The organism is Caulobacter ginsengisoli (assembly GCF_030814835.1).
In the GTDB taxonomy this organism is placed as follows: Bacteria; Pseudomonadota; Alphaproteobacteria; order Caulobacterales; family Caulobacteraceae; genus Caulobacter; species Caulobacter ginsengisoli.
On sequence record NZ_JAUSVS010000007.1, the window covers coordinates 1 to 25,666 of the forward strand.

The 25,666-nt window shown below is 71.0% G+C and carries 25 protein-coding genes; 7 read left to right on the forward strand and 18 right to left on the reverse strand.

Annotated features, from left to right (window positions below; all coding sequences use genetic code 11):
* Nucleotides 1-104: 104 nt before the first annotated feature.
* From moaC to moaA, 5 genes are read right to left on the reverse strand one after another with little or no spacing between them, the layout of a single operon-like run.
* Nucleotides 105-575, reverse strand: a complete 471-nt coding sequence (gene moaC / locus QO010_RS16230) for a cyclic pyranopterin monophosphate synthase MoaC (RefSeq protein ID WP_307350813.1) — start codon at nucleotides 573-575, stop codon at nucleotides 105-107.
* Nucleotides 572-1,111, reverse strand: coding sequence for a molybdenum cofactor biosynthesis protein B (gene moaB / locus QO010_RS16235; protein ID WP_307350815.1), 540 nt, complete (start codon nucleotides 1,109-1,111; stop codon nucleotides 572-574). Before moaB ends, moaC begins: the two co-directional genes overlap by 4 nt.
* Nucleotides 1,108-1,566: a molybdenum cofactor biosynthesis protein MoaE gene (locus tag QO010_RS16240; RefSeq protein ID WP_307350817.1), complete on the reverse strand. Its 459-nt coding sequence runs from the start codon at nucleotides 1,564-1,566 to the stop codon at nucleotides 1,108-1,110. Before QO010_RS16240 ends, moaB begins: the two co-directional genes overlap by 4 nt.
* A 7-nt stretch (nucleotides 1,567-1,573) precedes the next feature.
* A complete protein-coding gene (locus QO010_RS16245) occupies nucleotides 1,574-1,792 on the reverse strand; it encodes a MoaD/ThiS family protein (RefSeq protein ID WP_307350818.1) in 219 nt (72 codons plus the stop codon).
* 1 nt (nucleotide 1,793) lies between these two features.
* A complete protein-coding gene (moaA, locus tag QO010_RS16250) occupies nucleotides 1,794-2,813 on the reverse strand; it encodes a GTP 3',8-cyclase MoaA (RefSeq protein ID WP_307350820.1) in 1,020 nt (339 codons plus the stop codon).
* 29 nt (nucleotides 2,814-2,842) lie between these two features.
* Here moaA and QO010_RS16255 point away from each other — a divergent pair, with 29 nt between their 5' ends.
* Nucleotides 2,843-3,397, forward strand: a complete 555-nt coding sequence (locus QO010_RS16255; protein WP_307350823.1) for a nucleotidyltransferase family protein — start codon at nucleotides 2,843-2,845, stop codon at nucleotides 3,395-3,397.
* 167 nt (nucleotides 3,398-3,564) lie between these two features.
* On the opposite strand, the gene QO010_RS16260 is transcribed toward QO010_RS16255, so the two are convergent.
* Nucleotides 3,565-6,411, reverse strand: a complete 2,847-nt coding sequence (locus tag QO010_RS16260; RefSeq protein ID WP_307350825.1) for a M16 family metallopeptidase — start codon at nucleotides 6,409-6,411, stop codon at nucleotides 3,565-3,567.
* A 128-nt stretch (nucleotides 6,412-6,539) separates the two neighbouring features.
* Here QO010_RS16260 and QO010_RS16265 point away from each other — a divergent pair, with 128 nt between their 5' ends.
* Nucleotides 6,540-7,265 (forward strand): hypothetical protein, encoded by a 726-nt coding sequence (locus QO010_RS16265; RefSeq protein ID WP_307350827.1) that lies wholly within the window; start codon nucleotides 6,540-6,542, stop codon nucleotides 7,263-7,265.
* On the opposite strand, the gene QO010_RS16270 is transcribed toward QO010_RS16265, so the two are convergent.
* On the reverse strand, nucleotides 7,266-8,873 hold the full coding sequence (locus QO010_RS16270) for a saccharopine dehydrogenase family protein (protein WP_307350829.1): 1,608 nt from the start codon (nucleotides 8,871-8,873) through the stop codon (nucleotides 7,266-7,268).
* 14 nt (nucleotides 8,874-8,887) lie between these two features.
* Nucleotides 8,888-10,453: a carboxylesterase/lipase family protein gene (locus QO010_RS16275; protein WP_307350832.1), complete on the reverse strand. Its 1,566-nt coding sequence runs from the start codon at nucleotides 10,451-10,453 to the stop codon at nucleotides 8,888-8,890.
* A 268-nt stretch (nucleotides 10,454-10,721) separates the two neighbouring features.
* On the opposite strand from QO010_RS16275, the gene QO010_RS16280 reads away from it, so the two are divergent.
* Nucleotides 10,722-11,522 carry a LytR/AlgR family response regulator transcription factor gene (locus QO010_RS16280; RefSeq protein ID WP_307350833.1) on the forward strand — a complete coding sequence of 267 codons (801 nt, stop codon included), beginning with the start codon at nucleotides 10,722-10,724 and terminating at the stop codon, nucleotides 11,520-11,522.
* Here the strand turns inward: QO010_RS16280 and QO010_RS16285 are convergent.
* The 4 genes from QO010_RS16285 to acs form a co-directional block, all read right to left on the reverse strand.
* Complete coding sequence (locus QO010_RS16285) at nucleotides 11,519-11,935, reverse strand: thiol-disulfide oxidoreductase DCC family protein (protein ID WP_307350835.1); 417 nt, start codon at nucleotides 11,933-11,935, stop codon at nucleotides 11,519-11,521. The genes QO010_RS16280 and QO010_RS16285 overlap by 4 nt on opposite strands.
* Complete coding sequence (locus QO010_RS16290) at nucleotides 11,936-12,511, reverse strand: SRPBCC family protein (RefSeq protein WP_307350837.1); 576 nt, start codon at nucleotides 12,509-12,511, stop codon at nucleotides 11,936-11,938.
* Nucleotides 12,508-13,374 carry an MBL fold metallo-hydrolase gene (locus QO010_RS16295; protein ID WP_307350839.1) on the reverse strand — a complete coding sequence of 289 codons (867 nt, stop codon included), beginning with the start codon at nucleotides 13,372-13,374 and terminating at the stop codon, nucleotides 12,508-12,510. The genes QO010_RS16290 and QO010_RS16295 overlap by 4 nt, the downstream gene beginning before the upstream one ends.
* Before the next feature lie 201 nt (nucleotides 13,375-13,575).
* The gene (gene acs, locus QO010_RS16300; RefSeq protein ID WP_307350841.1) at nucleotides 13,576-15,516 is read right to left on the reverse strand and encodes an acetate--CoA ligase; all 1,941 of its coding nucleotides are present in this window, start codon (nucleotides 15,514-15,516) and stop codon (nucleotides 13,576-13,578) included.
* Between the two features lie 208 nt (nucleotides 15,517-15,724).
* On the opposite strand from acs, the gene QO010_RS16305 reads away from it, so the two are divergent.
* Nucleotides 15,725-16,156, forward strand: coding sequence for a hypothetical protein (locus QO010_RS16305; RefSeq protein WP_307350843.1), 432 nt, complete (start codon nucleotides 15,725-15,727; stop codon nucleotides 16,154-16,156).
* Nucleotides 16,157-16,223: 67 nt separating this feature from the next.
* Nucleotides 16,224-16,643 carry a hypothetical protein gene (locus QO010_RS16310; protein ID WP_307350846.1) on the forward strand — a complete coding sequence of 140 codons (420 nt, stop codon included), beginning with the start codon at nucleotides 16,224-16,226 and terminating at the stop codon, nucleotides 16,641-16,643.
* A 40-nt stretch (nucleotides 16,644-16,683) separates the two neighbouring features.
* Here QO010_RS16310 and QO010_RS16315 read toward each other — a convergent pair whose 3' ends face one another.
* A complete protein-coding gene (locus tag QO010_RS16315) occupies nucleotides 16,684-17,583 on the reverse strand; it encodes a lipase family protein (RefSeq protein ID WP_307350848.1) in 900 nt (299 codons plus the stop codon).
* A 150-nt stretch (nucleotides 17,584-17,733) separates the two neighbouring features.
* On the opposite strand from QO010_RS16315, the gene QO010_RS16320 reads away from it, so the two are divergent.
* Nucleotides 17,734-20,622: a PAS domain S-box protein gene (locus QO010_RS16320; RefSeq protein ID WP_307350850.1), complete on the forward strand. Its 2,889-nt coding sequence runs from the start codon at nucleotides 17,734-17,736 to the stop codon at nucleotides 20,620-20,622.
* Between the two features lie 344 nt (nucleotides 20,623-20,966).
* Here the strand turns inward: QO010_RS16320 and QO010_RS16325 are convergent, their stop codons facing one another.
* On the reverse strand, nucleotides 20,967-21,764 hold the full coding sequence (locus QO010_RS16325) for a M15 family metallopeptidase (RefSeq protein WP_307350852.1): 798 nt from the start codon (nucleotides 21,762-21,764) through the stop codon (nucleotides 20,967-20,969).
* 171 nt (nucleotides 21,765-21,935) lie between these two features.
* Here QO010_RS16325 and QO010_RS16330 point away from each other — a divergent pair, with 171 nt between their 5' ends.
* Nucleotides 21,936-23,282 carry an alpha/beta hydrolase family protein gene (locus QO010_RS16330; protein WP_307350854.1) on the forward strand — a complete coding sequence of 449 codons (1,347 nt, stop codon included), beginning with the start codon at nucleotides 21,936-21,938 and terminating at the stop codon, nucleotides 23,280-23,282.
* Between the two features lie 9 nt (nucleotides 23,283-23,291).
* Here the strand turns inward: QO010_RS16330 and QO010_RS16335 are convergent, their stop codons facing one another.
* From QO010_RS16335 to QO010_RS16350, 4 genes are read right to left on the reverse strand one after another with little or no spacing between them, the layout of a single operon-like run.
* A complete protein-coding gene (locus QO010_RS16335; RefSeq protein ID WP_307350856.1) occupies nucleotides 23,292-23,951 on the reverse strand; it encodes a peroxiredoxin in 660 nt (219 codons plus the stop codon).
* A 55-nt stretch (nucleotides 23,952-24,006) separates the two neighbouring features.
* Nucleotides 24,007-24,312, reverse strand: coding sequence for a Rieske (2Fe-2S) protein (locus QO010_RS16340; RefSeq protein ID WP_307350858.1), 306 nt, complete (start codon nucleotides 24,310-24,312; stop codon nucleotides 24,007-24,009).
* A 38-nt stretch (nucleotides 24,313-24,350) separates the two neighbouring features.
* On the reverse strand, nucleotides 24,351-24,641 hold the full coding sequence (locus tag QO010_RS16345) for a YciI family protein (RefSeq protein ID WP_307350860.1): 291 nt from the start codon (nucleotides 24,639-24,641) through the stop codon (nucleotides 24,351-24,353).
* Between the two features lie 8 nt (nucleotides 24,642-24,649).
* Nucleotides 24,650-25,666, reverse strand: coding sequence for an NAD(P)H-dependent glycerol-3-phosphate dehydrogenase (locus QO010_RS16350; RefSeq protein ID WP_307350862.1), 1,017 nt, complete (start codon nucleotides 25,664-25,666; stop codon nucleotides 24,650-24,652).

Below are 25,666 nucleotides of genomic sequence, written 5' to 3' on the forward strand. Positions count from 1 at the left end.
CGTCATCGCCGCCAACAGCATCCTCAAGCACCAGCAGCCTTGGGCCAAACCCACTTGACCCAATACAGTCGCCCGCTTTCGCGGGGATGAGCGGAGGTAGGGGATTAGCCCCGCACCCAGTCCCCAGACTTGCCGCCGGTCTTGCTGACCAGCCGCACCGCCTCGATGGTCATGCCCTTATCGGCGGCTTTCAGCATGTCGTAGAGGGTCAGGCAGGCCACTGAGACGGCTGTCAGCGCCTCCATCTCCACCCCGGTCGGGCCGGTGGTTTTGACCCGCGCCGTCACCGCCAGACCCCCCTCGCAGGGCTCGACCGCCACGGCGACCTTGGACAGGGCCAGCGGGTGGCAGAGCGGGATCAGGTCAGACGTCTTCTTGGCCGCCATCACCCCGGCCAGTTCGGCGGTGGCCAGCACCTCGCCCTTCTTGCCCGAGCCCGACAGGGCCAGTTCGCGGGTCTCGGCCGACATCGTCACCCGCCCCTCGGCGACCGCCTCGCGGACCGTCGAGGGCTTGTCGGAGACGTCGACCATGCGGGCCCGGCCCTCGGCGTCGATGTGGGTGAGGCGGCTCATTGTTCGTTCAGGCGCGGCATCAGCTCGACCATGTTGCAGGGCCGGTGGCGGCTGTCGAGTTGGGCGGCGATGACCTTGTCCCAGCCGTCCTTCACCGCCCCGTTCGAGCCCGGCAGGCAGAAGACGAAGACCCCGTCGATCAGCCCGGCCGTGGCCCGGGACTGCAGGGTCGAGAGGCCCACCGACTGGTAGCTGACCATGTGGAAGACCACGGCGAAACCGTCGATGGTCTTGGAGAACAGCGGCTCGATGGCTTCCGGCGTCACATCGCGGCCGGTCAGGCCGGTGCCGCCGGTGGTGACAATGGCGTCGACCTCGCCGCTGGTGGTCCAGGCCTTCACCCGGGCCCGGATTTCCTCGACATCGTCGCGGACCACGGCGCGGCCGGCCAGCACATGGCCCGCCGCCTCGACCCGGCCGGCCAGGATGGCGCCGGAGGTGTCGCTCTCCTCGTCGCGGGTGTCGGAAATGGTCAGCACCGCCACCCGCACGGGGGTCAGGGTGAGGGTGTCGTCGATACGGCCGCCGGGGGTCATGAGGTCTCCTTGGTATCCCACCGGCTGGCGTCGGCCAGGTCGGCGGCTGTGGGTTCGATCCAGCGTTCGCCGGCCGGACCGCGCTCCTTCTTCCAGAAGGGGGCGCGGCTCTTCAAATAGTCCATCAGGTGATCGCAGGCCTCGAAAGCGGCTCTACGATGAGCGGCGGCCGTGGCGACGAAGACGATGGCCTCGCCCGGGGCGATGGGGCCGGTGCGGTGGACGATCAGCAGGTCGTCGAGCCCGAACCGTTCGGCCGCCGCCTGGGCGATCCGGCCGATCTCGGCGTCGGTGAAGCCGGGATAGGCGTCCAGCTCCAGGGTGGTCGTGGCGCCGGCCTCGGCGCGAGCCAGGCCGGTGAAGCTGACCACCGCGCCCGTCTCCGACCGGCCGACGCTGAAGGCGGTCAGCAGGGCGCCGGGATCGAACGGCTCGGTCTGCAGGAAGACGCTCATCCGCCGCTCATCCCCCACTCATTGGAGGCAGGAAGGCGACTTCGGACGCGGCGGTCAGGGCCATGTCGCCGCGCACAATGGCCTTGTCGACGGCGGCCTGAATGCCGGGCCCTTCGACGAGGTCGCCAAGCGCGGCTCTAAGCGCCGAGAGGGATGCCGCCTCGATGATCCGCTCACGCCAGCCGGCGGCGTCGGCCAGCCGGCCGAACAGCAGCACCCGCGCCATCTCAGCCGCCCGTCGTGGACATGTGCCGCCCCACGGCGGTCCGGCCGATCTGGAAGTCGTGGCCCTGTGGCTTCGCATCCACCGCCGCGCGGATGGCCGCCACCAGGTCGGCGTCGTCGGCCCCGGCCCGGATCACCGCCCGCAGGTCGCTGGCGTCCTCGCGGCCCAGGCAGCTGTGCAGCGTGCCGGTGCAGGTCAGCCGGACCCGGTTGCAGGCCTCGCAGAAATTGTGGCTGAGCGGGGTGATCAGGCCCAGCCGCCCGCCGGTCTCCTCGACCCGCACATAGCGGGCCGGCCCGCCGGTGGTCAGCGGCAGGTCGGTCAGGGTCCAGTAGCTGGAGAGTTCCTGCCGGACCTCGGTCAGCGACAGGAACTGGTCGGTGCGGTCGGCCTCGATCTCGCCCAGCGGCATGGTCTCGATCAGGGTGATGTCGCAGCCCCGCCCGTGCGCCCACTGGATCAGGGCCGGCAGCTCGGCGGCGTTGTCCTGGGCCAGGGCGACGGTGTTGATCTTGATGGCGATCCCAGCGGCCTGGGCCGCGTCGATCCCGGAAACGACCTGGGTCAGGTTGCCGCCGCGCGTCAGCCGGGCGAAGAGGTGCGGGTTGAGGGTGTCCAGCGAGACATTGATCCGCTTGACGCCAAACCTGGCCAGGTCCGGCGCGAACTGGGCCAGCCGGGTGCCATTGGTGGTCAGGGTCAGCTCGTCCAGGGCGCCCGAGCGCAGGTGGCGCGACAGGCCCTCCACCAGGCTCATGAAGCCCTTGCGCACCAGCGGCTCGCCGCCGGAGAGCCGCAGCTTGCGCACCCCCAGCCCGACGAAGGCCGAGGCGATACGGTCCAGTTCCTCGAGGGTCAGCACCTCCGCCTTGGGCAGGAAGGTCATCTTCTCGGCCATGCAGTAGACACAGCGCAGGTCGCAGCGATCGGTGACCGAGACCCGCAGATAGGTCACGGTTCGTCCGAACCCGTCGATCAGGGCCGGCCGCTCTTGCGTGGAGGTGGCGTCTTGAGGCGTCATGCGGGTTCTAGAATAGGGATTAAGACGGCGTGGCGACAGGGCCTCTCGAAGCGATCGTGCTGGCGGCGGGCCTGGGCGCCCGCTTCGGCGGCGGTAAGCTGACTTCGCCGTACCAGGGCGGGCAGTTACTGGACGGCGCGATCCAGGCGGCCTTGATGGCCCCGGTGCGGTCGGTGCGGGTGGTGACCGGCCATGACGCGGAAGCGGTCGCGGCGACGGCCCGGCGGCTGGGCGCGGTCGAGATCGTCCACGCCGAGCGGCACGCCGAGGGGATGGCGGAGTCGCTGAAGGCGGGGATCGCCAGCCTGCCGGGCGATACGGCGGGGGTGTTCGTGTTCCTTGGGGATATGCCGGCTGTGCCTGCCGACATGGCGGCGAAGCTGGCGGCGGCGCTGGGCGCGGCGGATGCGGCGGCGCCGGTCTGCGACGACCGCAGGGGCCACCCGGTCCTGCTGTCGGCGCGGCTGTTCCCGGCGCTGATGACGCTCACCGGCGACCAGGGCGCGGGCCGGCTGCTCAAAGACAACATCGCCCTGGTTCCGACGGAGGACCACGGGGTGCTGTTCGACGTGGACACCCCCTAAGCTCCCTTCCTCCTCGATGGAGGAAGGGTTGGGGATGGTGGTGGCGGCACAGCGCTTCCGGAAGCTTGCGGGGTGGCGACCACGCCTCCCCACGCCTCACGCCCAGGCTCCGAGCGCACACCACCAACCCTGCCCTTCCTCCATCGAGGAGGAAGGGTTCTCCATTGCTACTTCGGCTTCCTGAGCGTCGGGCTGTCGAGGTCCAGCTCGCCCAGCGGAATGACGTCCGCCCCATCCAACGCCGGCCCCATCGTGTCCTTGAACAGCTTGAGATCCCCGACCACGATCACGCTCGCATTCGCCGGGTTGAAGACGTCGGCGGCGAAGGCCTGGACCTGGGCGGGGGTGACCGCGTCGACTTTGGCCGTGTAGACTTGGATCTCCTTCAGATCGATGCCGTAGATCGCCAGATCGCCAAGGATGTTGGCCAGGCCATCGGTCGTGGCCAGGTCGCGGCCGTAGCCGCCGATCAGCACCGACTTGCGGGCCGCCAGTTCGTCGGCCGTCGGCGGAGCGCCGCCCAGCCGGGTCATCTCGCCCTTGATCAGGGTGACGACCTCAGGGGCGGTCGGGTTCTTGGTCGAGGTGCTGGCCGAGAAGCCGCCGACGCCGCGGCGCGGCGAGAGGCTGGAATTGGCGCCATAAGCCAGGCCGCGCTTGACCCGGATCTCCAGGTTCAGACGCGCCGAGTAGCCGCCGCCCAGCACCGTGTTGGCCACGATGCCCTCATAATAGCGGGGATCGCTGCGCAGGATGCCGCGCTTGGCCACCACCACGCTGGCCTGGCCGGCGTTGGGCATGTCGACGATCACCGTCCGCGGCGCGGGTACGGCCCCGCCCTTGGGCGCGGCGGGCAGCGGGCTGGCGGGGGCCTTCCAGTTCCCGAACGCCTTTTCGGCCAGGGCGAAGCCCTGCTCGGGCGTGATGTCGCCGGTGATCACCAGGATGGCGTTGTCGGGCCGCCAGTAGAGGCCGTGCTGGGCGATCAGGTCCGCTCGACCGATTTGCTTGAGGCTGGCCGCGGTGCCGCCGGCCGGGTGGCCGTAGGGGCTGCCCGAATAGATGACCGGGGCGACCACGAAGCCGGCGATCGAACCGGGGCGCTTATAGGCCACGGCCAGGCCGTCCAGGTCCTGGTCGCGGACGCGGTCCAGTTCCTCCTGGTCGAAGACCGGGTTGCGAACCACGTCGGCCATGATGTCCATGGCGGGCGCCAGCTTGTCGGGCATGACATTGAGCGTCACCGACGAGGATTCCCAGCCGGCCCCGGCCCCCAGGTTGGCGCCCAGGGCCTCGGTCTGCAGGGCGATCTGGGTGGCGCTGCGGGTCTTGGTGCCCTCGGTCAGCAGGTCGGCCAGGACGTTGGCGGTCCCGGCCAGGCCTTGGGCGTCGGAGGCGGCGCCGACCTTGACGGTCAGATCGACGGTGACCAGCGGCAGGTCGCTGGAGCGGGCGACGATGACCCGCAGGCCGTTGGCCAGCACCTTTTCCGACGGGGTCGGCAGGCTGGGCGAGACGGCCTTGCCCAGGGCCGGCGGCGCCTGACGCTCGCCCTCGGGGGCGAGAGAGAAGGTCTGGCCGGTGAAGGGCTTGGACTCCACCTTGGGCGGCGGGGGGCTGAGGACCGAGGTGTCGCCGGCCGGCCGCTGGCTCTCATCCTGGTAGCGGACCACCACCAGGCGGTCGTCGGCCAGGTATTTGGCGGCCACGCGCTGGACGTCGGCGGCGGTCACCGCCTGCAGGGCGGCGATGTCGCTGTTGGCGCGGTCGGCCGAACCCTCGGTGCGGATGGCGTCGCCCAGCACGAAGGCGCGGCCGTCGATGGTCTCGCGCTGGCGCACGGCGTCGGCGACCAGGCCCGTCTTGGCCTTGGCCAGCTCGGCCGCGTCAACCGGCTTGGCGCGCAGCTTGGCGACCTCGGCGCGCAGGGCCTTCTCGCCCTCGTCGAGGGTGTGGCCCGACGCCATCACGGCGCCGACATAAAAGAGGCCCGGCTGGGCCCGGGTGTCGGACGAGGAGAAGGCCTCGGCGGCAATCTGCTGGTCATAGACCAGGCTGTTGTAGAGGCGGCTGGACTTGCCGCCCGAGAGGATGGAGTCCAGCACGGTCAGGGCCGGGGCGTCCGGGTCGTTGGCGGCCGGGCCGAGCCAGGTGATGGCGAGCGCCGGCAGCGGCACGTTGGGCGCATAGCCGTTGACGGTGCGCGGACCGCCGGTGCGCGGCGGTTCCTTGACGGTGACGGCCGGCATCGGGGTGGCGGGGTTTTTCAGGGGTGCGAAATACTTGTCGACCCAGGCGTTGAGCTGCGCCTCGTCGAAGTTGCCGACGATGATCAGGGCGGCGTTGGACGGCCGGTAGTAGGTCTCGTGGAAGGCCCGCACGTCATCGAGCGTGGCGGCTTCCAGCTCGTCGATCGAGCCGATGCCCGAGCGGCGATAGGGGTGGACCTGGAAGCTGGCCGACGGGATCAGCAGGCGGAAGAAGCGGCCGTAGGGATCGCCCAGCACCCGCTGGCGCAGCTCCTCCTCGACCACGGCCCGCTCGGACTTGAAGTCGGCCTCGTCGACGACCAGCGAGCCCAGCCGCTGGGATTCGGCCCACAGCAGCCGCTCCAGGTTGTTGGACGGGACCACCTCGTAATAGGCGGTGGTGTCGTCGGCGGTGAAGGCGTTGTTGAAGCCGCCGACATCCTCGGTCATGCGGTCGAAGCTCTCGGCCGGCAGGTCCTTGGTGGCCTTGAACATCAGGTGTTCGAAGAGGTGGGCGAAGCCCGAGCGGCCCTCCGGATCGTCCTTGGAGCCGACCCCGTACCAGACCTGAACGGTGACGTTCGGCGTGGTGCGGTCCAGCGAATAATAGACGTGCAGGCCGTTGGGCAGCACCCGGTCCTTGAACTTGATCGGCGGCACGGTGGCGGCGGCGGGCGCGGCCGGCTTGGCCAGCACGATGGTCGCCGGGGCCAGGGCGGCGGTCGACAGGAAGAGGGCGAGGGCTAGGCCGCGAAACGGGGACATGCGGGAAGAGCTCCTGAACGGGGAGGCGGACCCTAGCAGAGGCGCGCGGAAGTGAAACCTTACAGGTCTGTCATGCTTTACCGCCGGCCTTGACGGGGTCATGCTCGGCCCGAACAGGGGAGGCTGTCATGAAATCCAGGACGTTGCTGGCGGCGGGGACCGCCCTGATGCTGGCGCTGAGCGCCACCGGACCGGGCCAGGCCCAGTCCAACAGCGTCGACGAGATCGTCGTCACCGGCTCCAAGCTCAACGAATACGACGCCACCGAGACGCCGCAGGTGGCGGTGATCCACCGGGCCGACAACCTGATCATCCAGGTCAAGGTGGTCTGCGACACCCGCGAGAAGGGCCAGCGGCTGGAGGAGCTGAAGGCCACCATCCGCAACGTGCTGAAGGAGGCGGCCAAGGACCCGCGCATCGACCTCGGCCAGGACAGCGACGAGATCATCGGTGGCTTCGACGAGAGCCTGCTGGACGAGATGATCCTGCCCGACGGCAAGCCCGACTCCAGCTATGCCAGCTTCATCGTCAAGACCAGCATCGCCAAGGACGACACCTACCGCACCGCCACGGGCCGGTTGGAGTCGTTCATCAAGCGGGTGGGCAAGGTCGGCCGCACCGAGATCCTTGCGGTGGGCGGCTTCGAACTGACCCTGATCGGCCCGGCCCAGTACCGCCCCGCCGTCATCGCCGCCATCGCCGAGGACGCCCGCAAGTCGGCCGCCGCCTTCGGCCCCGACTACCAGGTCAAGGCCATCGGGCTGGAGCACAGCCTGGCTTGGTACCGGGCCGGCCCGCTCGACCTGGCGCTCTATATTCCCTACCGGCTGGAGATCAGCCCGCTCGGCAAATAGCTATGGGGAAGTGAGCCGCCCCGCATAGGCGAAGACCACGCCCAGCCACGGGTGGGCGATCATCACCCGGAAGCGGTAGACGCCATCGCGCTCGAAGCTGCGGGCCCGCACCCGCGGCGCCCAGCGGCGGGGCAGTGGCAGCGGACCCAGCCGCCAGCCGTCGAGCCGCCAGGTGAAGCCGGCCGCGTCGGGATCCAGGCGAATGCGGAAACTGATCGGGCCCGCCGTCTCCTCGAAGGCGCCAGGGTCGTCCGGGCAGGGGGTGATGCGGCTGGCGAACCGGCCCGAACCGAAGCGGCGGACCCAGGCTTCTCCGTAAGGGTGCGGGACGATCTCGACCACGGCGGGATGGCGGCCATTGGCGGGCAGCCCCAGGACGGCGCGGACCAGGGCCGCGAGGCCGGCTGAACCTCGGGCCAGGGTGGTCCCCTCGGCGCGGATGGGCGTCAGACCGGCGTGCATGGCCCGAACGGTCGGCGGCAGGCGTTCGTAGCCCGGGCCCAGCGCGCCCGGGACCAGACCCCGGGCTTCGGGCCAGCTCACATCCAGGCGGGTATGGATGCAGTTGAACCGCAGCTGCGCCAGGATGGCGTCCAGGGTCGGCGGACCCGGAACGCCGTCGAGCAGACCGCGCAGTACGGCGGCGGCCGGCGCGGCCGGGGTTGAGGGCCCCTCGCCCGGCTCGGCCCAGAGCGACCAGCGGGCCAGGACCGCCCGGCCTTCCGCATCACGGCCGGCGGCCTGGACGACCATGCCGCCAAGGTCGCTGGCCCCCAGGGTCAGCAGGCCGGTCAGCCGCCAGAGCAGCGGGGTCAGGCTCGTCAGGCTGCGGACGACGCCCAACCGCACCAGCCAGACCCCCAGCCACAGTCCCCAGACCCCGACCGGCGATTCCACCCCGGCGCGGAAAATGGCCGAGTCCTTCGGCGCCTGCCGGGCGGGCATGGCGTCGAGGTCGGGCACGTCGGCCAGCACGACCCAACGATTTCCCATGAACGGAAACCGCAGGCGGACCGGGCCGCTCCAACCCGGCCGCGTCGTCCAGCGGCCGGCCTCGAACAGCCGCACCGGCCGGCCGGCCCAGGCCAGGATGGCGGCCATGGCCGAGCGGCCGCGCGGGGCCTGGCCTCCGGGCGAGATGGCGGCGCTGACGGCGTCGATAGCGGTCCAGCCGGCGGTCATCCGCGCCAGGGCCGCCTGGCTGAGGGTCGGGGTCGAGCTGGCGCCGGCCATGGCGGTCAGGCCGGTCGGCGGACGGACCGCCGCCGCGAACCCGGCGACGAAATCCCGGCCGTCGGCCAGGTCGACATAGTGAGCCCCTGCGGCCAGGGCGGCGAGCGGCAGGCGGTAGTCGGAAGACTGGAACGGCCCGGCGGCGTCGACCACGGCCCAGGGCTTCAGCGCGGCCAGACCCTCCGGCGCGGTGCGGTCGAAGACGGCGGTCTCGACGCTGGCCGGGCCGTCGAGGCGGGCGGCCAGGGCTTGCAGCGGTTCAAGCCGCCGCGCCGCCAGCACCAGGGTCGCGTCCGGCCAGCGGACGATCATCCGCGCCAGCCGCTCGCCGAACACGCCGGTGGCGCCGATGAGCAGGATGCGGTGGCTCGGCATCCGCCCCCTCTACATCACTCCCGGCCGAAAGGCGTCCCCCGCACGGCGTCATACGTAGCGTCGAACACCCTGAGCGGTCCCAGACCGGTCACCGGACCGGGACCGACTCTGTCGCCCAGCGCCTGCATCGGCCCCTCATCGCCCGCGAGGCGCGGCCAGGGCGGCAGGCCGGGGCCGTTGGGATCGCCGGCGCGGGCGAAATTGACCCAATATCCCGCCATCGTATCGGCCAGCCGGCGGTCGGCGGCGGTCCAGGCCCACGGCTCCTGGTCCAGGTGATCGAACATGTACCAGAGCTCGGCGAAATGGCTGGGCCCCCAGCCGGCCCGGACGCTGTCGGCTGGAAAGGGCGGGCTGGCGGTGAAGCGGTAGAGCCAGACTGGCCCGCCGCCCCGCGCCTGCAGCCGGGCCCAGGCCCACATGTCCCAGCCAAAGCGCAGGTCGCGCTCGAACTCCGCCCGGGCGGCCCGCGCCCCGGCGTCGTCCGTGAACGGATAGGCGGCGGCGAGACTGGGCGGCAGCGGGCCCCAGGCGCGGGTCAGGTCGGCCTGGAAGCCGGCGGCCGTGACCCTGGAGAGGTCGACCAGCGAGCGGCCCTCCTCATCGTTCGAGCCGATCAGGATCGGCACACGCGCCTGACGACCCGCGACATAGGCCTGGTAGGGCGACAGTGGCAGAACGGCCGGCTCGATGACCGGGTGCGAGACCTGGCCCGCCCGGCCGCCCAACAGCTTGTCGACCGGCAGGGCCCGCAAGGCCTTCAGCGAACCGGCCCCCACCGAGGCGGCATAGGCCTGGCCGTCGCGCTCGGCCTGGGGCAACCGGTAGCCGGGGGCCAGCTGCAGGGGCTCAAAGACGCCGCCGCTCTGGCCGATGGCCCGCTGGAACAGGCCCTGGGCGCGGGGCGAAGCCATCAAGAGGCTGATCGACATGGCCCCCGCCGACTGGCCGAACAGGGTGACGCTTTGGGGGTCGCCCCCGAAGGCGGCGATGTTGCGCCGGACCCACTGCAGGGCGGCGATCTGGTCCATCAGCCCGTAATTGCCCGAGCCGCCGGCCCCCGATTCGGCGGTCAGTTCGGGGTGGGCCAGGAAGCCCAGCGGCCCCAGCCGGTAGTTCAGGCTGACCACCACCACGCCCCGCCGGGCCAGCCGGTCGCCCCAGTAGAGCGGCAGGGCGGTGGCCCCATTGGCGTAGCCGCCGCCATGGATGAAGACCATCACCGGCAGACCTCTGCCGCCGCCGGCCCCCTTCCCGTCATTGGGGGCCCAGATGTTGAGATACAGGCAGTCCTCGGCGGTGCGCGGCGGCGGCTCGCCGGGCATGGAGACGCCGGTCTGCGGACAGGCCGGCGCAAAAGCGGCAGCGTCCCGGACGCCGCGCCAGGCTTGGGCGGGGGCGGGCGGTCGCCAGCGCCGTTCACCCACCGGCGGGGCGGCGTAGGGCAGGCCCAGCCAGGCGAGGGTGTCGGCGGTTTTCACACCGCGAACCATTCCGGCGTCGGTGCGAACGGTCAGCGGGTCGGCGAACGCCGGAGCGGCAACAAACAGCCAAGCGAGAAGGGCGAACAGCGGTTTCATCCGGGGGCTTCCTTGCTTGAGAAGCGGATCCGCCCGGGATGATTTCGGTGACAGTTTACTTAATTCGCCCTTGAAGCCTGGTCAGAGGGGAGTGGGCTCAGAGCGAATTAAGTAAACTGTCACCGAAATTGGCGGCGGCCGCAGCGCCGGACCATGGCTGGGGTGAAACCCACGGGACCAGACCGGCTCGTCCCAGCCCTGCCCCGGTCCGTCACAAATCGCCCCCGCCGCTGGACGAAACCCAGCCAGGCGTACCAGATTGCCGGGCATGCCGACCGACACCCCCACCCTTTCGACCCGCGCCTGGACAGGCCTGGCCTTCCTCTACTGGCTGGCCTTCATGGCCGTGCTCGTGCCCGGCAACCTCGCCGGCGCCCTGCAGGCCGGCGCGGCGGTCGACTGGGGCCGCCAGGCGATCCGGCTGCTGGGGGCCGCGACCCTGGGCGCCTCGGCGACCCCGGCCCTGCTGGCCCTGGCGCGGCGGTTTCCCCTTGCCCGGCCCTTACGAGCCAGCCACGCGGCGGCGCAGGCCCTGGGCGTGGCGGGACTGGCCATAGGACTGATCCTGGTCTCCTGCCTGCTGGCCGCCTGGCTGCTCGAGCACCGCGCCCTGCCCGCCATGGCCGAGGTGCGCCAGCAGCTGACCGCCAACAGCCTGCTGCTGATCTTCAGCCTGGCCCTGCTGCTGGCCGTGATCCAGGTCGTCGGGCGAGCCCGGCCGCTGGCCAAGACCTCATGGCCGGCGCAGCTGACCATCGGCGAGGGCGGCCGGCTCCAGGTGATCGCGGTGGCGGCGATCGACTGGATCGAGACCCAGGGCAACTACCAGGCCCTGCATCTGGGCCCCGAGACCCGGCTGGTCCGCGAGACCTCGGCCCGGCTGGCCGCCCGGCTCGATCCCGACCGCTTCGTGCGCATCCACCGCCGCGCCATCGTCGCCGTCGACCGGGTCCGGCGGCTGGAGCCCCTGGCCAATGGCGACGCCCAGGTGACCCTGAGCGATGGCGTCCAGCTGCGGGTCAGCCGCGGCCACCGCCAGGCGCTGCGGGAGCGGATGGCGAGTCTCTAGGGCCGCTCGGTCACGAATCGCGCCGCCAGTTCCGGCGTCGGGATCATGCAGACGTCCTTGCGGCCGAACAGGCGGTAGCGGTTGGCGGCCACCCAGTCATAGACGGCGTCGCGGACCGGCCTCGGGGTCAGCTTCAGAAACCCCAGCCAGCGCCAGGACGTGCGGCCAACCAGCGCCAGGGCCCCGTCGCTCCGCAGACGCGGCTCGCCGTGCTCGAAGAAGGCGAAGGTCGAGGGGGCGCCGGGGTCGATGCCGTGGGCTCGGGCCAGGGCCTGACCGTACGGCGACTGGATCGGGGTGAAGCGCAGCACACCCGCGCGGTCCAGGCGGCTCGCGATCCGCACCGAGGCCGTGCACAGATTGCACACCCCATCGAACAGCATCAGGCCGTCGGGGCGCAACGGGTCGGCCATCTACTGTGTCGCCGCCTGGCTCTCACGGCGCAGGGCCCGCAACGCGTCGGCCACGTCCTTCTTCATGGCCAGTCGGGTAATGCCCGCCGGGGCCGGAAAGGGGGCGGTGGCGCGGTTCTCGTAGAGGACGCGGACCCCGCCGCCGGGCAGCGGGTCCAGCCGCCACTCGCCCTCGCAGAAGGCGATATCGCCGGCGGTGCAGCGGAAACGGATGCGGCGCATGGGCTCGTAGTCCGAGCGGAAAACCGTGACGAAGCCGGGCAGGAAGGCGCTCCACTGCACATCCATGCGGCGGATGTCCCAGCGGCCGGCCGGGTCGCGCTGGGTGACCCGGCAGCGGCGCACGCTGGGGGCCATGCGGCTGGCCCGGCCGCAGTCGAGAATGGCGGCCCAGACCACCTCCGGCGGGGCGGCGATATCGACCTGGCCGCGGACGATGCCGCTGGCCCCGCCGGGATCGGGCCAGACCTCGGCGACGACGCTGTCGCGGGTCGAAGCCTGGCTCGAGGAAAGGCTCAGCCAGGCGATCGCCGAGGCGGCGGCGACTCCGCGAGCCTGGGCCGCCGACAGGTTCATCCCGCCGCGCCCTCGAACCGCCAGGTCTCGCCGTCGCGGACGACCAGCCCCGCCGTCGGGGCGGCGAAATGGGTGCCGATGACCAGGATGTCGCTATCGCCGACCTCGCTCAGCACCGCCTGGCGGGTGGCCAGCGACTGGGCCACATCCGCGTCGAAGGGCGGCGCCCAGTCGGGGCGGGCGACCTGGCAGGGGTGGTGCATGATGTCGCCGGTGATCAGGGCCCGCTGGCCTTTGGACTCGATGGCGACGCTGACATGGCCGGGCGTGTGACCAGGGGTGGGCTTGAGCGCCACCTCGGCCGACAGGCGATGGTCGGACTCGACCAGCTCGGCCAGGCCGGCGTCGAAGATCGGCTGGATGGAATCGCCCAGGATCACCTGCTGGTCCTCGTCGCCCTCGGCCTTCCAGTAGTCGTACTCCTTGCGGCCGATCAGGTAGCGGGCCCTGGGGAAGGTCGGAACCCAGGCGCCGTCCACCAGCATGGTGTTCCAGCCGACATGGTCGACATGCAGGTGGGTGCAGACCACCGCGTCGACGCTGTCCCGGGCCCAGCCGGCCTTCTCCATCTCGGCCAGAAAGCCGGTGGAGAGCGGCTGGCGGCCGGTCATCCGGCGGGGCCGGTCGTTGCCGATACAGGTGTCGACCACCAGCCGCAGCCCCGGCGCCTCGACCAGCAGGGCGTGGATGGAGAGCCGCAGGGCGCCGTCGGGCGTCACATAGTGCGGCGACAGCCAGGGGATTTCCGCCAGCGCGTCCGGCGTCGCGCCGGCCAGGAAGGGGTGTTTGTCATGGTAGGGGACCGGCATCTCGATTTCGAGGACCCGGGTGACGGTGACGTCGCCGATCTGCCAGCGGAGCATGGGTTCAGGTCCTCTCTACTATTCCTCGCCCCTTGGGCGAGGTGGCGGCGAAGCCGACGGAGTGGGCCCTTGGGAGCACACGGGGTTTCAGAATCGAGCACTGTCGGCGTGGACATGCTTGAAATGCCGTGTGCTCCCAAGAGCCCACTCCACCACTTCGTGGTCCCCCTCGCCCAAGGGGCGAGGAATAGGAGGTCACGCTCACGCCCCCGCCCGGTTCTTGACCAGGTCGTCGACGACGCTGGGATCGGCCAGGGTCGTGGTGTCGCCCAGGTTGGTCAGGTCGTTCTCGGCCACCTTGCGCAGGATGCGGCGCATGATCTTGCCCGAGCGGGTCTTGGGCAGGCCCGGGGCGAACTGGATGACGTCCGGCGCGGCGAAGGGGCCGATTTCCTGGCGCACCCAGCGGACCAGCTGGCCGCGCAGCTCCTCGGTCGCCGCGACCCCGACATTGAGGGTGACGAAGGCGTAGATGCCCTGGCCCTTGATGTCGTGCGGGAAGCCGACCACGGCGGCCTCGGCCACCACGTGGTGGCCGACCAGGGCGCTCTCGATCTCGGCGGTGCCCAGGCGGTGGCCCGAGACGTTGATCACGTCATCGACCCGGCCGGTGATCCAGTAGTAGCCGTCCTCGTCCCGCCGGCAGCCGTCGCCGGTGAAATACTTGCCCGGGTAGGTCGAGAAATAGGTGTCGAAGAAGCGCTGGTGGTCGCCATAGACGGTGCGCATCTGGCCCGGCCAGCTGTCGGTCAGGCAGAGGTTGCCGCTGACCGCCCCCTCCAGCACCACGCCCTCGGCGTCGACCAGCTGCAGCTTGACCCCCGGCAGCGGCTTGCTGGCCGAGCCGGGCTTCAACGCCGTGGCCCCCGGCAGCGGCGAGACCAGGCAGGCCCCGGTCTCGGTCTGCCACCAGGTGTCGACGATCGGACAGCGGCCCTCGCCGACCACGCGGTGATACCACAGCCAGGCCTCGGGATTGATCGGCTCGCCCACGCTGCCCAGCAGGCGCAGGCTCTTGCGCGAGGTCTTCTGCACGGGGCCTTCGCCCTCCCGCATCAGCGCCCGCAGCGCCGTGGGGGCGGTGTAGAAGATCTCGACCTGGTGCTTGTCGATCACCTCCCAGAACCGCGAGGTGGTGGGATAGTTGGGCACCCCCTCGAAGATCAGGGTCGTGGCCCCGTTGGCCAGCGGCCCGTAGACGATATAGCTGTGGCCGGTCACCCAGCCGACATCGGCCGTGCACCAGAAGATCTCGCCGGCCCGGTAGTCGAACACCAGCTCGTGCGTCCAGCTCGCCCAGGTCAGATAACCGCCGGTGGTGTGCAGCACCCCCTTGGGCTTACCGGTCGAGCCCGACGTATAGAGGATGAACAGCGGGTCCTCCGCCCCCATCGGCTCGGGCGGACAGTCGGTGGAGGCCGCGTCGCGCAGCGGCTCATAGGCCACGTCCCGCCCGCCGTGCTCCAGCCAGTGAGCCCCCGTCCGCCGGATGACCAGCACCTTCTCCACCCCCGGGCACGAGGTCAGGGCCAGGTCGACATTCATCTTCAGGGGCACGATCTTGCCGCCGCGCAGCCCCTCGTCGGCGGTGATGACGAAGCGGCTGTCGCAGTCCTTGATCCGCCCGGCGATGCTGTCGGGCGAGAACCCCCCGAAGATCACCGAATGCACCGCCCCGATCCGCGAGCAGGCCAGCATGGCGTAGGCCGCCTCGGGGATCATCGGCATATAGATGGTGACCCGGTCGCCCTTCCTGACGCCCTGGCTCTTGAGCACATTGGCCATCCGGCAGACCTCCTCATGGGCCTCCCGGTAGGTGATCTTGCGGCTGTCAGCGGGGTCGTCCCCCTCCCAGATGATGGCCACGTCGTCGGCCCGATGCGGCAGATGCCGGTCCAGGCAGTTGGCCGAGACGTTCAGCACCCCGTCGGCGTACCAGCGGATATGGAAGTCCGCCTTGTCGAACGACACGTCCTTGATCTGGCTGGGCGCCTTGATCCAGTCCAGCCGCCCGGCCACGTCCCGCCAGAACCCCTCAGGATCGGCCTCGACCCGCGCGACGGCGGCGTCGTAGCCGGCGGCGTCCATATGAGCCCGCCTGGCCCAGGCTTCGGGCACGGGGAAAATCTGGCCTTCGGACACGGGCGGCTCCCTGGGTTTTTGGTTTGGCGGGAGTATGCGGATGGGGCGGCGGGAGGCAAGGGTCGGAGTTCGGGGTGCGCAGGGATGGCCATTCTGATCACACGTAATCCTCGCATTTGACCATTGTCTGCGCCTCCTCACCCCTACCCATCCCCCGCCCCCAGGTCTAACCTCCTCTCCAGGGACGCCAACGCTGGAGGATCGCCTCATGCGGCGAACACTCGCGACCACCCTGCTCATCCTGGCCGCCGGCGGCCTGACCCCGGCGACCGGCCAGCCGTCGCGCGACCAGTTCCAGGGACTGGGCGAGACCGTCGTGCCGGCCAACAATCTGCTGCGCGTCATCTGGCGTGAGACCGAGGGGGAATGGACCGGGGCCTGGTCGCCGGCGCCCGGCAGCGACGGCAACGGGGCCTATCGGGCGGTCTGGCACAAGGGCCGCGAGCGGGCCAGCGCCGACCTGCAGATCACCATCACCGGCGCGACGGTGACCGTGGTGCGCACCCAGGCCGAGGGCCGCTGCACCTATCATGGCAACCTGCAGAGCAGCCAGGCGCAGGGCCGGGTCTGGGCGACCGGGGTCTATCGCTGCGACTGGGCGCCCCGCACGCTGCGCTGGCGCGCCACCATTATAGGCTAGCCCGGCTTACGCTTCGCCGAACACCGGTCTATCCTCCCCCCGAGGGACAACGACCGTGGAGGCTTTCATGTGGCGTCCAGTCCGTTTCGCTTTGGTTCTGGCGGCGCTGGCCGCCGCGCCCGCCTTTGCTCAACTGGTCCCGCCCGGCCAGCTCGGCCCGCTGAACGGCGAGGGGCCGATCGACACCCCGCTGCGCCAGGTCTGGCATGTGCGCGAGGGCGACTGGGTGGGGACCTGGACGCCGCAGGGCGGCGACGGGACCTTCTATGGCGAATGGTTCAAGGGCGAGGAGCGGACCGTCGCCAATCTGCGCATCCGCGTCACCGGGCGCCAGGTCATCGTCAATCGGCGCCAGGACCTGGGCTACTGCACCTATACCGGCCAGCTGCAGCCGCGCCCGGTGGGCGGCCTGCCTCAGGTTCTGGGGACCTACCGCTGCACCTGGAGCCGCCAGCCGCTGCGCTGGAGCGCCATCATCGGCGGTTAGGCCGAAAAGTCATCTGGCCGACCGAATCCTCGTTCCACTGTCACCAGTCCTTCGGCCGGCTCCCCCACCGCTTCTGCGGCGTTCCCGCCCGCGCCAGATAGCCATCCTGGCTGCGGCTGTACCAGACATGCCGCCCCTCCCCCTCGGCCAGGAACTTCCAGTACAGCGACGCGGTGTGTTCGCGCAGGAAGTCGGCGATCCGCTGCCATTGCGGGGTCGGGTGGGCGCCGGCGCTGTAGCCCAGGCGGGCTTCGTAGACCGAGGCGACCGGCTTTTCCGTCCCGAACACGCCGTGGCCGGGGAGGTGGGGGACGGCGTCCTCGGCGCGGATGTAGTGGACGATGTCGGCCTTCAGATCGATGGTCAGGCCGCGCTGGCCGGCCAGGGCCTGGCCGGCGGACTTGAAGCCGGCCGAAGCGATGCCGACGGTGCGGATCGGCGGCGGGTTGGCGATCCCCGCCTGGACCAGCAGCGAACGGCCGACCGCGCCCTGCACGTCGGCCAGGGCGCCGCCCAGGCTGTGGCCGCAGATCAGGATCTGGGCGATCTGGTCCTGGGGGGCGTGCAGGAAGGCGTCGCGCAGCAGGTCGACGGCGCCGTGCAGCTGCGGCCCGGGCTGGCTCAGGATCTGGGCGCCGACGTTCTGCACCCAGTCGGGAAACGAGGCGAACCCCTCGGTGCCGCGGTTGACCACCACCAGGGTCCTGCTGGCCGGGTGATGCCAGGCCATGCCGTCATAGCCGCCGGCCTGGCTGCCCTGCAGGATCTTGTTCCAGCCCGGGCCCAGGGTCCCGGCCAGCTGGCCGGTCTTGAAGTCCTTGTAGAAGGCGGCGGCCAGGGCGGCGGCGGCGCTGTCGTCGAGGGCGGCGGCGCCGGCGGCCGCGTCGAGGGCGGCCTGGACGCCGGGCGCCAGGGAGGCATGGGGGATCCAGTCAGGCATAGCGCTCCTCTGGGCGGGCTCCTGTGAGGGCTGCACTGTGCGATCGACGCCCGCAAAGGTCGAGAGGCCATCGCGATTGACCGGCCCGCCCGCGTTAACCGGGCGCTTGCTCATTTCGGATATGGCGGGGGCATGCATGAGGCGGGGGCGATGGCGACCGGGCTGAACGGTTGGCGGGACTGGACCTGGCGGGACTGGACCCGTTGGGCGGCGCCGCTTGCCGGTCTGGCCCTGGCGGTCGCCGTGCTGGCCTGGGCGGGCATCGCCCTGCCGCGCGAGGTCGGACGGACCACGCCCCTGTGGCCGGCCAACGCCCTGGTGCTGGCGGCGCTGCTCAGGACCCGGGACCGGCGCGGCTGGCCGGCGCTGCTGGCGGCCGGACTGGCCGGCAACATCGCGGCCGATCTGTTGTCGGGCGACGCGGTCTGGCTGTCCCTGGCGCTCAGCGGCTGCAACACGCTGGAGGTGGGCCTGGGAGCCTGGATGCTGGGCCGGCTGGCCCCGCGGCTGGGCGGCGGCGGCGGCGAAGGGCAGGGGCTGGCCCGCTGGCCGGACCTGCTGGCCTTCGGGCTGACGGCGGGGATCGCCGCGCCGCTGATCTGCGCCAGCCTGGCGACCGGTTTTCTGCAACTGGCCTTCGGACCAAGGGACCCCTTCACCCTGCTGACCTGGGCGGCGGCGGACGGGCTGGGGGTGATGGTGTTCACCCCCCTGCTGCTGACCCTGGGCGATATTCGCCGGCAGCTGTCGGAGCGGCCGGTCAGCCTGATGGGGGTGCTGGCCCTGGTGGCCCTGGCCTGTGTGTGCGTGGCGGTGTTCTGGCTGCGGCTGCCGATGGCCTTCCTGATTCCCCTGACCCTGCTGGCCGCCACCTTCCAGCTGGAGATGCTGGGGGCGGTGCTGGGCGTGCTGATCGTGGCGATCGCCGCCCTGGCCATGACCTTCATGGCCAGGACCACGCTGGTCACCCTGCCCGGGGTCCCCCTGCCCGGCGGCCTGACCGCCCACATGCTGCTGGCCCAGGTGTTTCTGCTGACCATGATCCTGATCAGCCTGCCCACCGCCGTGGTCCTGGCCCAGCGGCGGCGGCTGCAGGCCTCGGCGGCCGAGCAGCAGCGGCTGGCAAGGCTGGCCGAGGATATCGCCGGCCTCGGCTACTGGCGGCTGGAAGCGGCGGACCTGTCCATGACCTGGTCGGAGGGCCTGTTCCGGCTCTACGGCCTGGCGCCGGGGGAGCGGGCGGTCATCGACGCCGGCAACGACATGATCGATCCGGAAGACCGGGCGGCCATCCGGCGCAAGATGGCCCGGAGCCTGAAGACGGGCGAGCCGTTCCAGCAGGGCTTCACCGTCACCCGGTCCGACGGCTCGGTCCGGCGGATGGAAGGCCGGGCCCTGTGCGAGACCGACGAGACCGGGCGGGTGACCGCGATCGTGGGCACCACCATCGACGTCACCGAGCAGGCGGACGCCACGGCCGCCGTGGCCCGCAGCGAGGCGCGGTTCAGGGCCCTGGCCGCCAGCGCCCCCGACATCATCTGCGAGAGCAATCTGGAGGGCGTCTACACCTACGTCTCGCCGGCCTGCCTGGAGATCACCGGCTTCACGCCCGAGGAGATGATCGGCCAGAGCCTCCACAAGCTGGTCCATCCCGACGATGTCGAGCATGTGCAGCGGATCTGCCGGGCGCTGTTCGCCAACCGCGACGCCCCGCCCAAGGTCTATGTGGAGTTCCGCGCCAACCGCAAGGACGGCGGGGTGGTCTGGCTGGAATCGCGGCCCGTGCTGTCGCGCGACCCGGCCACCGGGCGGGTCATCGGCTTCATCGACTGCGCCCGCGACATCACCACGCGCAAGGCCCTGGAGGCGGAGCTGGAAAAGGCCCGGCTGGCCGCCATCGAGGCCGCCGAGGTCAAGGCCGCCTTCCTGGCCAATATGAGCCACGAGCTGCGCACGCCGCTGACCAGCGTGCTGGGCTTCACCCGCCTGGCGCTCGACCAGCCCGAACTGGGCCCGGTCAGCCGCGACTATATCCGCAAGGCCAGCAATGGCGGGGCCGCCCTGCTGGCGACGGTCAACGACATCCTCGACTTCTCCAAGCTGGAAGCCGGCCAGGTCGAGATCCGTCCCCGGCCAACCGAGGCCGTCGGCCTGATCCGCGACACCCTGGAGCTGTTCTCCGAAAGCGCGGCCCTGAAGGGCCTGACCCTGAGCCTGACCGTCAAGGACCTGCCCGAAGCCCTGACCCTGGACCCCGACCGGCTGCGCCAGCTGCTGCTCAACCTGGTCGGTAACGCGGTGAAGTTCAGCGAGGCCGGCGAGGTGCGGGTCGAGGCGGCCTGGAGCCGCAGGCGGCTGAAGGTCAGCGTCATCGACCAGGGGCCGGGCCTCTCCAAAGACCAGCAGGCCCTGCTCTTCCTGCGTTTCTCGCAGATCGACGGCTCGACCACCCGCCGGCATGGCGGCACCGGGCTGGGCCTGGCCATCTGCCGGGGGCTGGTCGAGGCCATGGGCGGCTCGATCGGCGTCAAGAGCGCGCCGGGCCAGGGCGCCCGCTTCCATTTCGAGATCCCCGCCGCGCCGGCCGAGGCGATACAGGCCGGGGACGCCCCCGCCCCGGCGGCGATCGTCCCGCCAGGGTCGCGGGTGCTGGTGGTCGACGACCATCGGGTCAACCGCGAGCTGGTGCGGGCCATCCTGGGGCCGCTGGGCGCCGAGTTGACCGAGGCCCAGGACGGCGCCGAGGCGGTGGCCCAGGCGGCGGCCGGACCCTTCGACCTGATCCTGATGGACCTGCGCATGCCGGGCCTGGACGGAACCGGGGCGATGCGGGCCATCCGGACCGGCAGCGGGCCCAATGCGGCGACCCCGATCCTGGCCTTCTCGGCCGACGCCGACAGCACCGGCGAGGCGCTCCGGCGGGCGATGGGCTTCGACGGCGATATCCTCAAACCCCTGATCCCGGCCAACCTGGTGGCCCTGGCGGCGCACCATCTGGCGAAGACCTCGGGCCAGGCAGCGCGCGCAGCGGTTGCCTGAAATACCCCACACCCGCTCATCCCCGCGGAAGCGGGACCCAGGTGTTTTAGGGCATTTCCCGCCTGTGATTAGGTCCAGACTCACTCACTCCATCCCCGGTCTCCCTGGCGAAGGCCAGGGTCCAAGCTGAGGGTCCTTAAAGAGGCGCGGACAGGGTGGCCGGCCCCGCTTGGGCCCTGGCCTTCGCCAGGGAACTCGGGAAAGGATGGACGCCGCCCCGATTCAAACCTGCCGGGAAACGCGCTGGTAGCAGCCTTGCAGCCGCCCAGGCCCGTCAGAATCGCCCCCAACAGCAAAAAGCCTGGGTCCCCGCTTTCGCGGGGATGAGCGGTTTTTGAGTAAATTCAGACCGGCGGATCGGCCATCCCATAGAAGCCCGCCGGCGCCCCGGTCAGCCGCGCCCACATCAGTTCGCCATGGCCGTAGTGCCACCACTCGGTGGGGTTCTGGGCGAATCCCGCCTCAGTCATCAGATGATGGAGCAGGCGGCGGTTGCGGCGGGCCTCCTCGTCGGAGAAGGCCACCGTGTCTGACGCGCGCTCGAAGTGGTCGGGATGGGCCAGGCCGCTGGTCTCGTCGAACAGGCTGCCCATCCACAGCGGCTCGCGGCTGTCGATCCAGCGAAGGGTCAGGTCGACCGCGCCGCCGGTGGCGTGCGGGGCCGGATAGCGGGGATCGACAGTGGGCGCGGCCCAGTAGAGGCCGACCTCGCGGGCGATCTCGGCCTCGCTCTTGCCCGGGAAACGCTGGCGCAGGGCGTTCGGGACCCAGACATCGTGCATGTGGGCCTGCAGCGCCGTGGACCGCCAGCCGTCGAGGGTCAGCAGTTCCAGCCCTGCGTCCGCCAGCCTCGCATTGACGGCCGCCAGGCGCGCCGCCGCCCCCTCGCGCAGCCAGACCCCGGGGATCGAGCCCGGCATCACCGCGTAATAGGGCGGGTTGCGGTCGTGGGCGTAGTGATTGGCGGCGGCGATCCCCAGGCTCGTCACCTCGACCAGCGGTTCGGCGGCGCGGGAGTCGGTCAGGTCGAGCGGCGTCTCGCGATAGCCCCGGACCAGAGCGTGGGCCGGGGCCTGGGGCGGTATGGGAATCTCACGCAGATCGGCGAGGTGGGCGAACGGACCAGAGAATGGGCTTGGCATGGCGCCATCTTACGGCGTTTTGCCGCCGCAATCCGGCCCCTTCAGCCTGCTCGATTGCGCGGGTCGGCGGCGGGGGCTTGTAATTAGCGTTTTTGCTAATTAGAAGATCGCCTCATCAACGGGCTGGGAGCCACGCATATGGCGAGGTCGGTGGGCGTTTGGGTGGGGACGATGCTGTCCCTCATGGTGGTGCTTTCGGCGGGAGTGGCCGCCGCGCAGGACGCCGTCGGCGACTGGAAGGGAACCTTGAGCGTCAACGGCCGTGAGCTGCGGCTGCAGGTCCATATCGTCAAGACCCCGGCCGGCGGACTTTCCGGCACGCTGGACAGCCTGGAACAGGGCGCCAAGGGGCTGCAGCTGTCCGGCGTCGCCAGCGACGGCCAAGCCCTCAGCTTCGACCTGCCGGCAGCCTCGGCCCATTTCGCCGGGGTGTGGAACGGGACCGCCTGGGCCGGACAATGGAGCCAGGGCGGCGTCAACCTGACCCTGGCCCTGGAGCCGGGCTCGTTCGCCCCGACCCCGGCCGCCAACCGGCCCCAGACCCCCAGGCCGCCCTTCCCCTATCAGGTGGTGGACGTCACCTTCGACGGCGGCGGCGGAGCGAAGCTGGCCGGAACCCTGACCCTGCCGCAGGGCCAGGGCCCCTTTCCGGCCGTGGTGCTGATCTCCGGCTCCGGGCCCAACGACCGCGACGAGACCCTCAAGGACCACAAGCCCTTCGCGGTGATCGCCGACGCCCTGACCCGGCGGGGCATCGCCGTGCTGCGCTATGACAAGCGCGGGGTGGGCCAGTCGACCGGCGTCTACGCCACCGCCACCAGCGTCGATTTCGCCGACGATGCGACGGCGGCGGCGGCCTTCCTGCGCGCCCGGCCCGATATAGCGCCCGGCCGGATCGGCCTGATCGGCCACAGCGAGGGCGGTCTGATCGCGCCCATGGTCGCGGCCAGAGACCCGAAACTGGCCTTCCTGGTGCTGCTGGCCGGCCCGGCCATTTCCGGGACCGAGATCCTCAAGCTGCAGGTGCGGGCCAAGGCCGAGGCCTCGGGCGCCGCGCCGGCCGATGTCGAGCGGCGGGTGGCCTTCGAAGCCCGGCTGCTGGGCGCCATCGCCGGCAAGGACGAGGCGGCGGCCAAGGCCGGCATCGACCAGCTCCTCGCCGAAACGCCCGGCCTGGACCCCAACGTGGCGGCGGCCTCGCGGCAGCTGGCCAGCTCGGCCTGGTTCCGCAATTTCGTGGCCTACGACCCGGCCCCGGCCCTGAAGGCGCTGAGGATTCCGGTGCTGGCCCTCTATGGCGACAAGGACTTCCAGGTGCCCCCCGCCGCCAACGTCCCGGTCATGACCGCCGCCCTGAAGGGCGACCGGGACGCCACCGTCACGGTGCTGCCGGGCCTGAACCACCTGTTCCAGCTGGCGGACACCGGCCTGGACGACGAGTACGGCCAGATCGAGGAGACGATTTCCCCGGCGGCGCTGGACAGGCTGGGGGCGTGGGTCGTGGCCCACGCCAAATAGCAGCCGGCCTCAGCCCGGCTGCTTGGTCGTCCGCAGGTACGGCTTGTGGGTCGTCCAGCCGGCCGGGAACAGCGCCTTGGCCTGCTCGTCATCGACCGCCGGGACGATGATGACGTCCTCGCCGTTCTTCCAGTTCACCGGGGTGGCGACCTTGTGTTTGGCGGTCAGCTGCATGGAATCGATCACCCGCAGGATCTCATCGAAGTTGCGGCCCGTGGTCATCGGATAGACCAGGATCAGCTTGATCTGCTTGTCGGGCCCGATGATGAAGACGTTGCGCACCGTGGCGTTGTTGGCGGCGGTGCGGCCCTCGGAGGTCTCGCCCGCGTCGGCCGGCAGCATGCCGTAGAGCTTGGAGACCTTCAGCTCCGGATCGCCGATCATCGGGAAGTTGACGGCGGTCCCCTGGGTTTCCTCGATGTCCTTGGCCCAGCGGCCATGGTTGTCGACCGGATCGACCGACAGGCCGATCACCTTCACCCCGCGCCGGTCGAACTCGGGCTTGAGCCGGGCGACCGCGCCCAGTTCGGTGGTGCAGACCGGGGTGAAGTCCTTGGGGTGGGAGAACAGCACCACCCAGCTGTCGCCGGCCCAGTCATGGAATTTGATCGGCCCCTCGGTGGTCTGGGCCTCGAAATCGGGGGCGATCTGGTTGAGTTGCAGGGTCATGGCAGTCTCTCCGGCGAAGGGGTGGATCGGCCCGGAGGGACAGATAGGGGTTCGCTCAGGCGGTGACCAGACGTCCAGCGACGACTTCGACCGGCCAGGCCGTGAGGTTGTCCCCCGCGCAGGGTCCCGACACGCAATGCCCGTCCAGCGGCCGGAACAGCGCCCCATGCCCTCGGCACAGGATGTAGTCGCCCTCCCGGGTGAAATAGGCGTCGAACATGCCCAGCGGCCAGCCGGCGTGCGGGCAGCTGTCTTCGTAGCCCAGGACCTGGCCGGCCTTGTGGATGACGAAGCCGGCGAACATGGCGTCGCCCTGGCGGAAGCGGAAACCCTTGGCGGCGCCTTCGGGGAGTTCGTCCACAGCGCAGAGATCGACGCCCGGAGCGGGTCTGGCCGGGTTCACCCCAGGCTGCCGATGGTGACCCGCCAGGGCCGGATCTGCGAGCGCTCGAACAGGCCCGCCAGCCGATAGGGGTCGTTGGCGTGGAAGTCGGCGGCGGCCTCCAGGTCGGCGGCCTCGATAATCATCAGCGAGCCGACCATGGTCTCATCGTCGTCGAGGAACGGCCCGCCCAGCTTCACCACGCCGGGATTGGCCGCGACATAGGCCAGGTGATCGGGCCGGGCGGCGGCGCGGATGTCGGCCCCGCCGTCGGCGCGGTCGGTCCAGGAGATGACGAAGAGGGGCATGGGCGTTCCTAGCGTTCGGTCTTGAGGGGCCGCGAGAGCAGGCCGAGGATGGCTTCGTCGACGCCGCGTTCGCCGGCCAGGATCTGGGCGACGGCCTCGCAGATCGGCACCTCGACGCCCAGCCGCGCCGCCAGGGCGCGGACGGCCGGGGCGGAGGCGACGCCCTCGGCGACGGTGAGCTTGCCGGAGAGGGCCGCCTCCAGCGACTGGCCCCCGCCCAGGGCCAGGCCGACGCTCATATTGCGGCTCTGGGGCGAGGAGCAGGTCAGCACCAGGTCGCCCAGGCCGCAGAGGCCGGCCACCGTCTCGGCCTCGCCGCCCAGCGCCACCGCCAGGCGGGTCATCTCGGCGAAACCGCGGGTGATCAGGGCGGCGTGGGCGCTGCGGCCCAGGCCCTTGCCCTCGACGATGCCGCAGGCGATGGCCAGCACGTTCTTGACCGCCCCGCCGGCCTCGGCCCCGATCATGTCGGCGGCCTGGTAGGGCCGGAAGGTCGGGGTGGCGATGGCCTGGGCCAGGGCCTGGCCAAGGTCCTCGTCCGGGCAGGCCAGGGTGACGGCGGTCGGCAGGCCGCGGGCCACCTCGCCGGCGAAGCTGGGGCCCGACAGCACGGCCGGGGCGGCGGCGGGCAGGGTCTCGGCCATGACCTCGGTCATCAGTTTCAGCGTGCCCTGCTCGACCCCCTTGGCGCAGAGCAGGACCGGCAGGCCGGGCCGGGCGTGGGGCGCGAAAGCGGCCAGGGCCGAGCGCAGGTGCTGGGCGGGGGCGACCGCCAGGACGATGTCGCAGCCGGCCAGATCGGCCAGGTCGGCGGTGGCGCTGACTGCCGCATCGAGGGTGACGCCGGGCAGGAACAGGCTGTTGACGTGCTGGCCGTTGACCCCGGCCACGACCTCGGGCTCGCGGGCCTGCAGAGTGACCCTCAGGCCCGCTCTCGCGCAGACCTGGGCGAGCGCCGTGCCCCAGGCGCCGCCGCCGATCATGCCGGCGGTTGCGATCTCGCCGATAGCGCTTTCACTGTCCAT